Genomic DNA, 15,418 nt, shown 5'->3' on the forward strand with positions numbered 1-15,418 from the left:
GGGCGGATCTCAGTGCGAGGACTGGAGACCGATCATGAGCAAGCCTGTCGGCAAGGGCGGGGCCCCTCCCAGCAGCCGGATGCCCGGCCGACGGCTGGGCCGGGCCGACGCGACAGGAGTGACAAAAATGATGGGCGGATCTCGTCGATGACAATCGCACCTGCACGACGCACGGTCACCGTGGACACGGCGGGACTGGCCGCCGCTCTGCACGACGAGACCGATGCCGAGGTCCGCTTCGACGCGGGCACCAGGGGCGCCTACTCCACGGATGGTTCCAACTACCGGCAGGTGCCGATCGGCGTCGTGGTTCCGCGCAATGTCGAGGCCGGTGCCCACGCGATGGAGGTGTGTGCACGGTTCGGGGCTCCGGTGCTGTCGCGGGGCGGAGGCACGAGCCTGGCCGGGCAGACGACGAACACGGCCGTGGTGGTCGACTGGAGCAAGTACTGCGACGCCCTCGTCTCCGTCTCCCCCGAGACCCGCACATGTGTGGTGGAGCCGGGCATCGTCCTGGACGAACTCAACCGGCGGCTGTCCGACCACCGCCTGCAGTTCGGGCCGAAACCCTCTACCCACAGCCACTGCGCCCTGGGCGGCATGATCGGCAACAACTCGTGCGGAGGGTCCGCGCAGGCGTACGGCAAGACGGTGGACAACGTGTGCCGGCTGGAGGTCCTGACCTACGACGGACTGCGCATGTGGGTGGGTCCGACGTCGCGGGCCGAGCGTGCCGAGATCGCCGCCGAGGGCGGGCGCCGGGCCGAGATCTACGACGGTCTGGACCGCATCGTCAGCGAGTATCTGGCGGACATCCGCCGCGGGTTCCCCAAGATCCCGCGCAGGGTGTCCGGCTACAACCTCGACTCCCTGCTGCCGGAGAACCACCTCGACCTCGCCAAGGCCCTGGTCGGCAGCGAAGGCACCCTGGTGACCGTGCTGCGTGCGGAACTCGACCTCGTGCCGGTGCCGGCCTGCCAGTCGCTGCTGATCCTCGGGTACGACGACATCTGCCACGCCGCCGACGACGTGCCCCGCCTGTTGGAGCACTGCTCTCCGGGCCAGTTGGAGGCCCTGGACGGGCGGATGGCCCAGCTGATGCGCGAGGAGCACGCCTACCTCGACTCGCTCAACACCCTCCCTGAAGGCGACAGTTGGCTGCTTCTGCAATTCGACGGCGACAACCAGGAGGAGGCGGACGAGCAGGCGCACGCGCTGCTGAAGGCGATCGGCCGCGGCGAGAAGGACGCTTCGGTCGCCTTCTCCGACGATCCCGAGCGGGAGCACAGGATGCTCAGGGCCCGCGAGGCCGGGCTGGGGGTGACCGCCCGTCCACCGGACGACCGGGAGACCTGGGAGGGCTGGGAGGACTCCGCCGTCCCACCCGACCGTCTGGGCGACTATCTGCGCGACCTGAAGCGGCTGTTCGAGGAGTTCGACTACAACCACCCTGCGCTGTACGGCCACTTCGGGCAGGGCTGTGTGCACACGCGCATCCCGTTCGGGATGAGGACGGCGCAGGGGGTCGCGGACTTCCGCCGCTTCCTGGAGCGGGCCGCGGACCTCGTCGCCTCCTACGGCGGCTCACTGTCGGGTGAGCACGGCGACGGCCAGGCCCGAGGCGAGTTGCTGACCCGTATGTTCGGCGACCGGCTCGTGTCCGCCTTCGTCGAACTGAAGGCACTGTTCGACCCGGGCGACCGGATGAATCCCGGCAAGGTCGTCGACCCGCATCCGGTCGACGGGCAACTGCGGCTCGGCCCCACCTGGCGGCCGACCGCACCCGACACGTACTTCGGCTACCCCGAGGACGACCACTCCTTCAACCGCGCGGTGCTGCGCTGTGTCGGAATCGGCAACTGCCGCACCCACCGGGGCGGCGTGATGTGCCCCTCCTACCGGGCCACGAAGGAGGAAGAGCACTCCACGCGCGGACGCGCCCGGCTGCTGTTCGAGATGCTCGACGGCCACCCCGATTCGGCGATCGTCGACGGCTGGCGGTCGACCGGGGTGCGCGACGCGCTCGACCTGTGTCTGGCGTGCAAGGGGTGCAAGTCGGACTGCCCGACGGGGGTGGACATGGCCACGTACAAGGCCGAGTTCCTCGCCCACCACTACGCCGGACGGCTGCGTCCCGCGGCCCACTACTCGATGGGCTGGCTGCCGGTATGGGCGCGGCTGTCGCGTCCGGCGCCGAGGCTGGTCAACAGCCTGCTGCACGCACCGGGCCTCGCGCGGGCGGGCAAGCGGTTGGCCGGCGTGGACGCCGCCAGGTCGGCGCCCGTGTTCGCCGAGGAGTCCTTCCTCCAGTGGTGGCGCGCTCGCGGGAGCGCACAGCCGGACCCCATGGATCCCACCGCGGTGGTGCTCTGGCCGGACACCTTCAGCACCTTCTTCCACCCATCGGTGGCGATCTCGGCCGTACGGGTTCTGGAGGATGCCGGCTTCCGGGTCGCCGTACCCGACGCACCTGTCTGCTGCGGCCTGACGTGGATCTCCACCGGCCAACTGGCCGTCGCCCAGCGGGTCCTGCGCCACACGCTCGGCGTACTGCGCCCCTACCTGGACGCCGGCACGCCCGTGGTCGGCCTGGAACCCTCCTGCACCGCGGTCTTCCGCGCCGACGCACCCGAACTGCTGCCGGAGGACGAGGATGCGCGGCGGCTGGCCAGCCAGGTGCGCACCTTCGCAGAGCAGCTCGTCCAGCACGCCCCCAGGGACTGGCGACCGCCCCATCTGGCGCGGCAGGCGACGGTACAGACCCACTGCCACCAGCACGCGATCATGAAATTCGACGCCGACCGGGAACTCATGCGCCGCGCTCACCTGGACGCCGACGTCCTCGACGAGGGCTGCTGCGGCCTGGCCGGCAACTTCGGCTTCGAACGCGGCCACCACGAGGTGTCCATGACCGTGGCCGAACAAGGCGTCCTGCCCGCCGTCCGCAAGGCCGCCCCCGACAGCCTGCTGCTGGCCGACGGCTTCAGCTGCCGCACCCAGATCGAGCAGGGCGACACCGGACGGCGAGCCCTGCACCTCGCCGAGGCCCTGGCCCTCGGGCTCGACGGCCCACTGCCGAGCGAACATCCCGAGCGCCTGGCCGGGCGGCCCGACGTCCCGTCGCGCACGGCCCGCTGGGCGGCCACGGCGGGCGCCGCCGCCCTCACGGCCACCACGGGTCTCGGCGTCGTACGTCGCCTGCGCAGTTCCTGACCCGGCGCGGACCGCCGGCCAAACCCGGAAAGGATCCCAGTCATGTCGACGAAGGTCTCCGACTACGTCCTCCAGCGGCTGCGCGCATGGGAGGTCGAGCACGTCTTCGCCTACCCGGGCGACGGCATCAACGGACTGCTCGCCGCCTGGGGCCGTGCGGAGAACAACCCACGGTTCATCCAGTCGCGCCACGAGGAGATGTCCGCCTTCGAAGCGGTCGGCTACGCCAAGTTCTCCGGCCGCGTGGGCGTATGTGCCGCCACCTCCGGCCCCGGCGCCATCCATCTCCTCAACGGGCTCTACGACGCCAAGCTCGACCACGTGCCCGTGGTCGCCATCGTGGGCCAGACCAACCGCAGCGCCATGGGCGGCTCCTATCAGCAGGAAGTCGACCTGGTCAGCCTGTACAAGGACGTCGCCTCCGACTTCTGCGAGATGGTCACCGTCCCCGAGCAGCTGCCGAACGTGCTCGACCGGGCTCTGCGCACCGCCGTGGCAAGGCGTTCGGTCACCGCCGTGATCATCCCCGCCGATGTCCAGGAACTGGACTACTCCCCGCCCCAGCACGCCTTCAAGATGGTGCCTTCCAGCCTCGGCATGCCGCACTACGCGCCGGTGCCGGACGAGGACGACCTCGCCCGCGCCGCCAAGGTGCTCAACGCCGGGGACAAGGTCGCCCTGCTCATCGGTCAGGGCGCGCGGGGAGCCCGGCCGGAGGTCATGGAAACTGCCGACCGGCTCGGTGCCGGCGTGGCCAAGGCCCTGCTGGGCAAGGACGCGCTCGACGACGACCTGCCCTACGTCACCGGTGCCATCGGCCTGCTGGGGACCCGGCCGTCGTACGAGATGATGCGCGACTGCGACACCCTCCTCGTGATCGGCTCGTCCTTCCCCTACACCCAGTTCCTGCCGAAATTCGGCAAGGCCCGGGCCGTGCAGATCGACATCGACCCGCACATGGTCGGCCTGCGCTACCCCTTCGAGGTCAATCTCGTCGGCGATGCCGCCCGGACGCTGCGCCGGCTGCTGCCGCTGCTGCGACAGGCCACCGACCCCAGCTGGCGCGAGACGATCGAGGACAACGTCACCCACTGGTGGGACGTCATGCACCGACGCGCCACCGTCGAGGCCGACCCGATCAATCCGGAGTACGTCACCCACGCGCTCAGCGGCCTGCTGCCCGAGAACGTGATCCTCAGCTCGGATTCCGGGTCGGCCGCCAACTGGTACGCGCGCCATCTCAAGCTGCGCGGCGCGATGCGCGGCTCGCTGTCGGGCACGCTCGCCACCATGGGACCGGGCGTCCCGTATGCCATCGGCGCCAAGTTCGCCAACGGAGACCGGCCGGTCATCGCTCTCGTGGGCGATGGGGCGATGCAGATGAACGGCATGGCCGAGCTGATCACCGTTGCCAAGTACTGGCGGGATTGGGACGATCCGCGGCTGGTGGTCGCCGTCTTCAACAACCGGGACCTCAACCAGGTCACCTGGGAGATGCGCGCCATGGAGGGAGCCCCGCAGTTCCTGCCCTCGCAGTCGATCCCCGATGTCGCCTACGCCGACTTCGCCCGCTCGCTCGGCCTGCACGGTCTGCGGATCGAGAAGCCGGGCGAGGTGGAGGGCGCCTGGAAGGCGGCGCTCGACGGCGACCGGCCCTGCGTGCTCGACTTCCTCACGGACCCGGCGGTGCCACCGATCCCGCCGCACGCCACCCTCGACCAGATCGAGGCCGCCGCGGCCAGTGTCCTCAGGGGCGACAGCGACCGCGTCGCCATGGTCCGGCAGGGGTTCAAGGCCAAGGTCCAGGAATTCCTGCCCGGCCACCGTCACCGCGTGGAGCATCGGTGACCACCGAGGGGCTGGTGGCACGTGTGGACAGCGCCGAACGGGTGGCACACCTGGACTCCGCCGTCTACACGGTGCCGACCGACACGCCCGAAGCGGACGGCACCCTCGCCTGGGACAGCACCACGCTCGCCCTGGCCACCGTCCACTGCGCTGACGTCACCGGGCTCGGCTACACCTACGCCCCCGCGGCAACGGCGTATGTCATCGGTGACCTCCTCGCCGACGTGGTCACCGGCGCCTCCGTGTTCGACGTGCCGCGCCTGAACGAGGCCATGCAGCGCGCCGTACGCAACGCCGGCCTGCCCGGCGTCTGCGCACAGGCCGTCTCCGCCGTCGACATCGCCCTGTGGGACGCCAAGGCCCGCTTGCTCGGCCTCCCTCTCGTCCGCCTCCTCGGCGCGGCACGCGACGACGTGCCCGTCTACGGCAGCGGCGGCTTCACCACGTACGACGACCAACAACAGGACAGACAACTACGGGACTGGGTCGAGAAGGAGGGCATTCCCCGCGTCAAGATCAAGATCGGGGACTCCTGGGGGCAGCGCGAATCCCGGGACCGGCGGCGCGTGGCGCAGGCTCGTGCCAGCATCGGCGAGGCCGCCGAACTGTACGTGGACGCCAACGGCGGCTACAGCGCCAAGCAAGCCGTCCGAGTGGCCGCCGCCCTCGCCGACCAGGGCGTGACATGGTTCGAGGAGCCCGTCTCCTCCGACCACCTGCGCACGCTCGCCGCGATCCGCGGCCGGATCGGTGTCGACGTCACCGCCGGGGAGTACGGCTACACCCTGCCCTACTTCCAGCACATGCTGGGCGCCGGTGCCGTCGACTGTCTCCAGGCCGACGTCACCCGCTGCGGCGGCGTCACCGTATGGCTGCGCGTCGCAACGCTCGCCCAGGCACACGGCCTGGACATCTCCGGGCACTGCGCCCCGCACGCACACGCCCACGCCGCCGCTGCCGTCCCCAACCTGCGGCACCTGGAGTGGTTCCACGACCACATCCGCATAGAGCGCCTGCTCTTCGACGGCACCCTTGATCCCAGCGGCGGCGACATCACCCCTGGCACCGACGGACCAACGGGTCTGGGACTGAGTCTCAACACCGAGCGCGCGGAGCCTTTCCGGCAGGTGCGCTGAGCCCGAAGGAAGGACCATGCCCCAAAACATCGTCGTCACCGGCGCCAGCGCCGGGATCGGTCGCGCCACGGCCCGGCTCTTCGCCCGGCGCGGTGCCAACATCACCCTCGTCGCCCGGGGCCGGGAAGGGCTGGACGCGGCGGCGGACGAGGTGGAGGAGCTCGGCGGTCGGCCCCTCGTCCAAGTGGCCGACACCGCCGACCCGCAGCAGGTCGAGGACCTCGCCGACATGGCCGAGCAGACCTTCGGTCCCATCGATGTGTGGGTCAACTGCGCGTTCACCAGCGTGTTCGCGCCCTTCGACGAGATCCCACCCGAGGAGTACAAGCGCGTGACCGAAGTGACCTACCTCGGCTTCGTCAACGGCACCCGCACCGCTCTCCGCCGCATGCTGCCTCGTGATCACGGCACCATCGTGCAGGTGGGTTCCGCACTCGGCGAGCGCGCCATCCCGCTGCAATCGGCGTACTGCGGAGCCAAGCACGCCGTCAACGGCTTCACGTCCTCCCTACGGGTCGAACTGCTCCACCGACACAGTGGCGTCCACATCACCATCGCCCAGATGCCGGCCGTCAACACACCGCAGTTCTCCTGGGTACGATCCCGCCTGCCCAGGCATCCGCAGCCGGTCCCGCCGATCTACCAGCCCGAGGTCGCCGCCCGCGGCGTCCTGCACGCCGCCGACCACCCGAAGCGCAAGCAGTACTACATCGGAGCCCCGACCCTGGCGACCATCTGGGCCAACCGCCTCGCCCCCGCCCTGCTGGACCGCTACCTGGCCCGCACCGGATTCGACGCGCAACAGACCGACAGCCCAGCCCCTCAGGGCCCCGACAACCTGTTCTCACCGGCCGACGCACTATCAGGCAGGGACTACGGAGCGCACGGCGAGTTCGACGACGCGTCCCACACCCACTCCTGGCAGGCCGCCCTGGCCCGCCATCCGACGATGACGGCCGCTGCGGTGGGAGCCGGCCTGATGGCCGCGGCAGCCGGCGCACGTCGAGGGATCTCCGGGGGTGCACGCGGCGGCTCGTAGGCACATGGTGGTCCCTGGTCGCCACTCGATGGCGCGCTACAGAACATGGCGCCTCATCAGCTACTTGATGTCGACCCGTCCGAGCGGGTTGGGGCTTGCCGTCAGTGCTTCCTGCGCTGCCTGCCAGGCCGGATCCCCCGGGTAGAGCTCGGCGCGGAGGTAGGCCCAGGTGAGCCGGGCGACGGTGGCGACTCGTTCGGGGTGCTCGTCCGTGGTCTCGGCGACGTCGTATCCGGAGACCCCGCCGAGCCCGTGCTCCGCGTCGAACAGGGTGAGCAGGGACTTGGGGCCCGGAGAGAGGACGTACGGATCGGCATGCCACTCCGGGCCCCGAACCGTCAGGTGGGCGGAGTCGTCCTTGTCGCCGACGACGACGAGTGCGGGCGTCTTCATCTCGGAGAAGTCCGTGGTCGAGAAGAAGGGCCAGTTCTCGGCGACGAACTCGGTGAGGGCATCGCCGCCTCGGCCGGGCGCGGCGAGCAGGACACCCGCCTTGATCCGGGGTTCGGCGAGGTTCACTTCCGTGCCGTCGTCCGGGTCGGTGAGCCGGGCGCCGAGCAGCAGGCTCGCGGTGTGCCCGCCCATCGAGTGCCCGGCCACGGCGACCTTGCTGTGGTCCAGACGCCCCTGGAGCTGAGGTACGGCAGCCTCGATCACGTCGAGCCGATCGAGGATGCGCGTCATGTCTTCGGCGCGTGATCGCCAGTACAGAGGCGCGCCGGGGGTGTCGGGGGCGAGGACCTCGCTCAGCGTCATGGAGCTCAGGTGTGTGGGCTGGATGACGACGAAGCCGTGCGCCGCCCAGAAGTTGACGAGGGGGGCGTAGCCGTTCAGCGAGGAGAGGTTGTTCGAGTAGCCCTGACCGTGTGAGAGGAGGATGACCGGCAGGTCGCTGCCGGTCACGGGTGCGGAGACGCGCACTTCCAGGTCCACGGCTCGGCCGGGAGTCGGCAGCACCACCGGACTGACCGAGAGGACGGGAACGGGCGAGCCGAGGGTGCCGGCTGTGTGGGGCGATTCGCTCATGATGCGAGATTCCTTTCAAGGGCCTCTGCTGCCGGTTTCATGCGGCCGGCGGCCGCGACCGGCGAGGCGGTCAGGAGCGTCCGGCTTCTGCCATCGCGGAAGCGGATCACTGTTCCATTTAACATACGGAGCAGTGTTCCGCTTTGTCAACGACCCTCGTCCGGCGGCTGGTTCGAAGCCTCGCCCAACCATGGATCGAATACTGGATTGCAGGCGGAGCCCTCGACCGGATAGAAGTGATCCCTGATTCCTCGGCACCAAGACCGAGGGGCCATACGAGCGAGAGGAGGGGTAAGCCGATGATCCCCACGACCACCGCGCTTGCCTTCTCCCGGGGTACGGACCGCGTCTGACCCCCGGAACGGACGCGCACCCTTCACCGGAGCATGCCTCGACCGTGGAACTGAACAACCTGACGATGCGCCCGATCTCCGGGCGAGAAGAACTCAGCCTCTTCTGCCGACTGCCCTACGTCCTCAACGAGGAGTTGTCGGACGACCTCGCCCAAGGCCACCGACGTCCGCAATGGATGTGGGTGGCGCTGGCAGGGGACCGACTGCTGGCCAGGGCGGCCTGGTGGAGCCGGCCAGGCGACAGCCTCCCTCTCCACCTGGACATCCTGGATGTCGACGACAGCCTCCCGGCGTCCGGCCAAGTGGACGTCGGCGTACGGCTCTTGCGCACCGCCATGTCCGCCACCCTTCCGAGCGGATCGCCTCCACCCGAGTACAGCCGCTTCATCCCGCCCGACTGGCGTGACGAGGCGGCCACCAGACGCATCGTCGAAGACCGCATGACGATCCTGGAGCGCACCGGCGCCCGACTGTTCGTGGAGCGGCTTCGCCTGGAGTGGCGTCCGGGGACACCGCTACCCGAGCCGGGCGGGCGTCTGACGTTCCGGCCACCCCGCGACCACGCCGAACTGCAGGCCCTCATGACCCAGGTCCTGGATGGCACGCTGGACGCCCACAGTCGCCACGATCTGACCCGGATGCCTGCCGACGCCGTGGCGACCAGGCACTACGAGGACGAACTCGCCCGCTACACCAGCCCCAGGGACTGGTGGCGCGTCGCGGTGTTGCCCAACACGGAGCCAGTGGGCTTCGTCATCCCGGCCCACAACGGCTACAACGCGATCATCGCCTACCTTGCCGTGCTCCCCCGGCATCGCGGTCACCGGTACATCGACGACATCCTCAACGAAGGCACCCGCATCCTCGCCCAGCAGGACGTCCCGCGCGTTCGCGCGTCCACGGACGTGGGCAACGTCCCCATGGCGAACGCGTTCCAGCGCGCCGGATACGTCAACTTCGGCCGTGAGATCAACATGACCTGGAGCTGAACGCGACGGCGAGACGGCCGTGCACGCGCGCCCCAACCGGACTACGGCAGGTCCGTGCTCGGCACCCGGCGCCAGTCCCAATGCGGGTGACGTTCCAGAAGGTCGAGGAACTCGCCGGCCGGTAGAACGTCATGGTGATTGGTGTCGAGAAGTCCGGTGAACTCCGTCAGGACTTGCCGCAGGAAGGCTCGGGCCGCGTCCATGGACTCGCATGAAAACGGATTCGCGTCGCCAGCGACAGGCGTTGCTCCACCGTCGCAAGAATGATCACGGACGGCCAGGACACGGACTCACCTCCGCGGCGAATGTAGTTGGCACTTCCGGTCAGAGCCATCCGGTCTTGCGTGGCGGTGATGACCGCGGGCATCCCGTGGAACGCACGATCCGTCAACTCGGGCGCGCTTCAAGCACCATGCGAGGCGGAACGTATCCCCGCAGTTCACGTGACATCTACGGTTGGTACATTCACTTGATCATTCGTGGGCCTTGAACCGCGGCTCGCCGGGCCATGTCCGGCACAACGAGCCTGCCGACGTCCACGAGTCTCAGTGACATGTCGACAAGGACGCGAACATTGGCCCGTACCCGCCGTTTACACCGTCTCGCAGGAACCGCCGCACTCACCGTGCTCATCAGTTCCGCGCTGCCCGCAGTCCCGGCTCTGGCCGAGTCCCCGACGCCGCATCTCGACAGTGTCGAGCGTGCTCTGCGGGAGGTGTCGCCAGGTCTGGAGGGGCAGGTCTGGGAACGGACGGACGGCAACACCCTGGACACCGGCGGCGGTGATCCCTTCGACTGGCTGCTGCCGACCCCCGGCTGCTGGGGTGACGCGGCCTGCACCCAGCGCCTGGGCACTCAGAAGCTGCTCACCAAGATGGAAGAGAACATCTCGTCGGCCACCCGGACCGTCGACATATCGACGCTGGCACCCTTCCCCGACGGCGCGTTTCAGAGTGCGATCGTCGCCGGCCTCAAGAAGGCGGCCGCCGTCGGCCACCACCTCAAGGTACGCGTCCTCGTGGGCGCCGCACCGATCTACCACCTGAACGTGGTGCCGTCGAAGTACCGCGACGAACTGCGCGCCGCACTCGGTGAGTACGCCGACGACGTGACGCTGAACGTCGCGTCGATGACGACGTCGAAGACCGGGTTCTCCTGGAACCACTCCAAGCTGCTCGTGGTGGACGGCCGGTCGGTGATCACCGGCGGCATCAACAACTGGAAGAACGACTACATCGACACCACCCACCCAGTGTCGGATGTCGACCTGGCCCTGTCGGGGCCCGCCGCGGGCTCCGCGACCCGGTACCTGGACCAGCTGTGGTCCTGGACGTGCGACAACCGGAACAACGCGATCAAGGTCTGGCTCGCGAAGTCCCAGGGCGCCGACTGCATGTCGTCGTTGGAGAAGGACAACGACACCGCCACCGACCCGTCCGGCGCGAGCGGCGACGTTCCCGTGCTGGCAGTGGGCGGGCTCGGGGTCGGTATCAAGGACGTCGACCCGTCGTCGCCGTTCCATCCGACCCTGCCGACCGCATCCGACACCAAGTGCGTGGTCGGCGTGCACGACTACACCAACGCCGACCGTGACTACGACACGGTGAACCCCGAGGAGAGCGCCCTGCGCGCACTCGTCGGCAGCGCGAAGGACCACGTAGAGATCTCCCAGCAGGACATGAACGCCACTTGTCCGCCGCTGCCGCGCTATGACATCCGCTTGTACGACACCCTCGCGGCGAAGATCGCCGACGGTGTGAAGGTCCGCATCGTGGTCAGCGACCCCGCCAACCGCGGTGCCATCGGTAGCGGCGGCTACTCGCAGATCAAGTCACTGAACGAAATCAGTGACGTGCTCCGCAAGCGTCTCGAACTCGTCACCGGCGGCCTGCCGCAGGCCCAGGCAGCCATGTGCGCCAACCTGCAACTCGCCACCGCCCGTTCCTCCGACAGCGCCACGTGGTCCGACGGAAAGCCCTACGCACAGCACCACAAGCTCGTATCCGTGGACGGATCGGCCTTCTACCTGGGCTCGAAGAACCTCTACCCGTCCTGGCTGCAGGACTTCGGCTACATCGTGGAGAGCCCCACAGCCGCCCGACAGCTCACGACGAAACTGCTCGATCCGCAGTGGACGTACTCACGGGCGACAGCCACCTACGACTACGCACGCGGCACCTGCCCGAAGTGACACAGGGCAATGTGGCCCCGCGCTCTCCTTTCGGCGCGGGGCCCGACCGCCCCTCTCCCCTCGTCCAGCCCGGCCACCCCTAAATTCGAGCACGCATTCGAAGCCTGACTCGCGGCACGCCCCGGCCGGCTGCCCTGCCTGAGCCGGCTGCGCTCGTTCCGCTTACTCTCGACATATGTGGTGATCAAACCGGAAAAGGTACGCCATGGACTTCCAGCTCAAGGACAAGGTCGCCGTCGTCACCGGAGCGAGCAAGGGCATCGGCCTGGCCATCGCCGACGCTTTCGCGCGTGAAGGCGCACATGTCGTCACCGGCAGCCGAAGCGTCACTCCTGAGCTGGAAGCGTTGCATGAGAGCCATGGCGTCACCGCGGTCCCCGTCGATCTGACCACCGCAGAGGGCCCGGACGCACTCGTCCAGCACGCGGTGGACCAGTACGGCAGGGTCGACGTCCTGGTCAACGGATTGGGCGCCGCTACCGCCCGTCCGAGCTTCCTGGACATCGACGACGCCGAGTGGGAGCGGATCTTCAACATCACCCTGTTCAGCGCGGTCCGGGCCAGCCGCGCGGCACTCCCTCACCTGCTGCACGCGGACACGGCTTCCATCGTGAACATCAGCTCCATCAACGCGCGCCTGCCCTTCCCCATGGTCGTGGACTACTCCGCGGCCAAGGCGGCGCTGACGAGTCTGACCAAGTCGCTGTCCGAGGAGTTCGCACCGCGAGGCGTACGAGTGAACTCAGTCGCTCCGGGACCGGTCCGCACTCCCTTCTGGACCGCGCCGGGTGGCTTCGCCGACGCCATGGCGGCCCAGGCCGGCACCACCGCGCAGGAAGCCATCGATGTCGTCGTGCCGCAAAGCATGGGTATCTCCACCGGCCGGGTCACCGAACCTCACGAAGTCGCCGACCTGACCCTCTTCCTGGCCTCCCCACTCGCCGGCAACATCACAGGAGCCGAGTTCACCATCGACGGCGGCCAGGTCAAGACGTTGTGATCTCACGTCCGCGCTGCATGTCCCACATCAGCCGCGCCACGCCCTCGTAATCCCGACAGCCGCAACGCGCTCCGCCCCGCACCACCATTGGGCGAGCCTCCGTGAGCGCATGAGCGCCCAGCGTATTCCTACTCCAGCAGTCGGCGGGGTCGTCAGGATGAGCGCGACAGCCCGATGCGTGTCCTGGGGCGGCATTCCTCTGGGTGCGCTCTTGGGCGGAGTCTCGGGTTCTGTCTTCGGCGCAGCCGCCGCCCTGTGGATCGGTGCAGCCGGCATGACCCTGAGCGCCCTCCCCTACTTCCTCTCACCACTGCGAACCCTGCGGACCCCGCCTACGGAAGAAGTGCCCGAACTCGTACGCCACGGTGCACGAGTGGCTGATGTGTAGGGCGGAGCACAGCCCCAGCTTTCCTCCCAGCCCTCCAGGTTGTGCGCGCAGTGGACAAGTGGTTGCGGCTCTTCCGGGTGGTCGAGGTCATAAGCGACGTCTGCCGAGATGTGGAGGGAAGCCGGTGGCGGGATCGAGGGATCCGTCGGCGATCTGACCGGCGATCCACTCGGCCAGTGTCAGTCCAGCCCCGCCTGGATGAGCCGATCGGACCCTACCTGTCTGCCGAACGCCCGCTCACGCGCGATGTAGTTGAGTTGCTTGAGGGCGTCGTCGGGGGTCACCAGCGTGTTCCCCGTCGGCAGTCCAGTTGGGCGCGCGGGCAGGGGCGGTTCTGCTGGTGGAAGTTGGCGGAACGCATCGGCATCCGCGCTACCCCTCCCCGTCCGGGGCTGCCGAATCGGCGGCGGCCTCTGCGAGGTTGTGCTCCAGGCGTTCCAGGGTGAGCAGGGCCGCGGTCTGCTCCTCGGCGGAGAGGCCCGCTGTCACGAGGTCCTCAAGTCGGCTCCAGACCCGCTCGACCTCGCGGCGCAGGGCCTGGCTGGCTGCCGTGGGTTCGATGAGTGCCGCGCGCTTGTCGGTGGGTGAGGGGCGGCGGCGGACGAAGCCGGCCTGTTCCAGGCGCTTGATGGTGCGGGTCATGGTGGCGGCGTCGGAGTCCAGCAGACGCACCAGGTCGGCCTGTCGCTGGGGACCGAGTTCCCACAGGTGCATCATGACCAGTTCCTGGCCCGTGTGCAGACCTATCGGGCGCAGCAGTTGTCCCGCGAACATGCGGTGCAGGCGGGCCAGGCGGAAGATCGCGTGGCTGACCGGCCCGCTGCCGGCCGCGGCCGGTACCGGGACAGTGGCGTCCCGCCCCGCCCCCAAAGGACCTGTGCCGGTCTGCGGTGTCGACTCCGTCATGTCCCGCTCACTTTCCTGCCTGGTCAAGCTAATCCTACCTCCGGGTCGGCGAGCCCGACGGCTAGTCGAGCTCCACGTGAGATATGGCCAGATGGAGGCGTGTGGCGCGCATCACATCCGCCCACAGGAATGAAGGTCTCGATTTACCTGTTCGGACAGGTAATCGTGGTGCGGGCAGCGGAGCGCCCGCACCACAGACCACCACTGAGCAGCACTTACCCGAGGAAGAGGCCATGACCACTGCTTTCGATCCGATCGTCCTGGGCGGCAAGCGACTGGCGAACCGTGTCGTGATGGCGCCGATGACTCGCAGCCGTGCCTTCGGGCCCGGAGCCGCGCCGACGGAGCTGATGGCGACGTACTACGCACAGCGCGCCAGTGCCGGGCTGATCGTCACCGAGGGCATCCAGCCCTCGCCGGTCGGCCAGGGCTACCCCGACACCCCCGGTCTGCACACGTCCGGGCAGGTGCGGGCTTGGCGGACGGTGACCGACGCCGTGCACCGCGAGGGCGGCGTGATCTTCGCTCAGCTGATGCACACCGGGCGGATCGGCCACCCGGTCCTGCTGCCCGACGATCTGGTGCCGGTGGGGCCGTCGGCGGTGGCTGCACAGGGTGAGGTCTACACCCACGTGGGACCCAAGGACTTCGTGACGCCGAAGGAACTGAGCGAGGCGGAGATCCGGGAGACGATCGAGGACTTCGCAGCCGCGGCGCGCAACGCCATCGAGGCCGGGTTCGACGGCGTCGAGATCCACGGCGCCAACGGCTACCTGATCCACCAGTTCCTCGCCCCCAACACCAACCAGCGCGGCGACGACTGGGGCGGCGACATCGAGGGCCGTATCCGATTCGCCGTCGAGGTGGTCACGGCCGTGGCCGAGGCGATCGGCAGCCACCGGGTCGGCCTGCGGCTGTCGCCCGGAAACCCGTACAACGACATCGCCGAGGACAACCCGGGCGAGGTGTACCCCACCCTGCTGGCCCGGCTCGGCGGCCTTGAGCTCGCCTATCTGCACCTGCTGGAAGGGCCGGACCGCGACCTGACCGCACGACTGCGCAAGGCCTGGCCCGGCCTGTTCGTCCTCAACCCGTTCACGCACCCCAACGTGACCGGCCCTGACGCGCTGGCCCTGATCGAGGACGGCAGCGCGGACGCGATCGCCTACGGGGCGCTGTTCCTGGCCAACCCCGACCTGCCCCGGCGGCTCGCCGACGGCGGCCCGTTCAACACCCCGGACCCGGCCACCTTCTACGGCGGCGACCACCGCGGATACACCGACTACCCCACCCTCGACTGACCGGTGACCGGCACACCCGGACCGGCCC

General features: G+C 69.0%; 11 protein-coding genes. 8 read left to right on the forward strand and 3 right to left on the reverse strand.

Going from position 1 to position 15,418, the window contains the following annotated elements; translation table 11 throughout:
* Nucleotides 1–147 precede the first annotated feature (147 nt).
* Genes IPZ69_RS00565 through IPZ69_RS00580 form a run of 4 tightly spaced genes read left to right on the forward strand, consistent with a single transcriptional unit; the run spans nt 148 to nt 7,236 of the window.
* On the forward strand, nt 148–3,213 hold the full coding sequence (locus IPZ69_RS00565) for an FAD-binding and (Fe-S)-binding domain-containing protein (protein ID WP_235451597.1): 3,066 nt from the start codon (nt 148–150) through the stop codon (nt 3,211–3,213).
* A gap of 42 nt (nt 3,214–3,255) precedes the next feature.
* Nucleotides 3,256–5,061: a thiamine pyrophosphate-requiring protein gene (locus tag IPZ69_RS00570; protein WP_235451598.1), complete on the forward strand. Its 1,806-nt coding sequence runs from the start codon at nt 3,256–3,258 to the stop codon at nt 5,059–5,061.
* Entirely contained in the window at nt 5,058–6,197 is a 1,140-nt protein-coding gene (locus IPZ69_RS00575) for an enolase C-terminal domain-like protein (protein ID WP_235451599.1), read from the forward strand. The genes IPZ69_RS00570 and IPZ69_RS00575 overlap by 4 nt, the downstream gene beginning before the upstream one ends.
* Before the next feature lie 16 nt (nt 6,198–6,213).
* Nucleotides 6,214–7,236 (forward strand): SDR family oxidoreductase, encoded by a 1,023-nt coding sequence (locus tag IPZ69_RS00580; RefSeq protein ID WP_235451600.1) that lies wholly within the window; start codon nt 6,214–6,216, stop codon nt 7,234–7,236.
* Between the two features lie 60 nt (nt 7,237–7,296).
* On the opposite strand, the gene IPZ69_RS00585 is transcribed toward IPZ69_RS00580, so the two are convergent.
* Entirely contained in the window at nt 7,297–8,262 is a 966-nt protein-coding gene (locus IPZ69_RS00585; protein WP_235451601.1) for an alpha/beta hydrolase family protein, read from the reverse strand.
* Between the two features lie 418 nt (nt 8,263–8,680).
* Between IPZ69_RS00585 and IPZ69_RS00590 the strand changes: the two genes are divergently transcribed.
* Complete coding sequence (locus IPZ69_RS00590; protein ID WP_235451688.1) at nt 8,681–9,604, forward strand: GNAT family N-acetyltransferase; 924 nt, start codon at nt 8,681–8,683, stop codon at nt 9,602–9,604.
* A 41-nt stretch (nt 9,605–9,645) separates the two neighbouring features.
* Here IPZ69_RS00590 and IPZ69_RS00595 read toward each other — a convergent pair whose 3' ends face one another.
* Nucleotides 9,646–9,807, reverse strand: coding sequence for a hypothetical protein (locus tag IPZ69_RS00595; RefSeq protein WP_235451602.1), 162 nt, complete (start codon nt 9,805–9,807; stop codon nt 9,646–9,648).
* 422 nt (nt 9,808–10,229) lie between these two features.
* Between IPZ69_RS00595 and IPZ69_RS00600 the strand changes: the two genes are divergently transcribed.
* Nucleotides 10,230–11,795, forward strand: a complete 1,566-nt coding sequence (locus IPZ69_RS00600; protein ID WP_235451603.1) for a phospholipase D-like domain-containing protein — start codon at nt 10,230–10,232, stop codon at nt 11,793–11,795.
* A gap of 205 nt (nt 11,796–12,000) precedes the next feature.
* A complete protein-coding gene (locus tag IPZ69_RS00605) occupies nt 12,001–12,795 on the forward strand; it encodes an SDR family NAD(P)-dependent oxidoreductase (RefSeq protein WP_235451604.1) in 795 nt (264 codons plus the stop codon).
* A gap of 760 nt (nt 12,796–13,555) precedes the next feature.
* On the opposite strand, the gene IPZ69_RS00610 is transcribed toward IPZ69_RS00605, so the two are convergent.
* Nucleotides 13,556–14,089: a MarR family winged helix-turn-helix transcriptional regulator gene (locus IPZ69_RS00610; protein WP_235451605.1), complete on the reverse strand. Its 534-nt coding sequence runs from the start codon at nt 14,087–14,089 to the stop codon at nt 13,556–13,558.
* A gap of 233 nt (nt 14,090–14,322) precedes the next feature.
* On the opposite strand from IPZ69_RS00610, the gene IPZ69_RS00615 reads away from it, so the two are divergent.
* Entirely contained in the window at nt 14,323–15,390 is a 1,068-nt protein-coding gene (locus IPZ69_RS00615; protein ID WP_235451606.1) for an alkene reductase, read from the forward strand.
* Nucleotides 15,391–15,418 lie beyond the last annotated feature (28 nt).

The organism is Streptomyces olivochromogenes (genome assembly GCF_021538895.1).
Taxonomy (GTDB): Bacteria; Actinomycetota; Actinomycetes; order Streptomycetales; family Streptomycetaceae; genus Streptomyces; species Streptomyces olivochromogenes_A.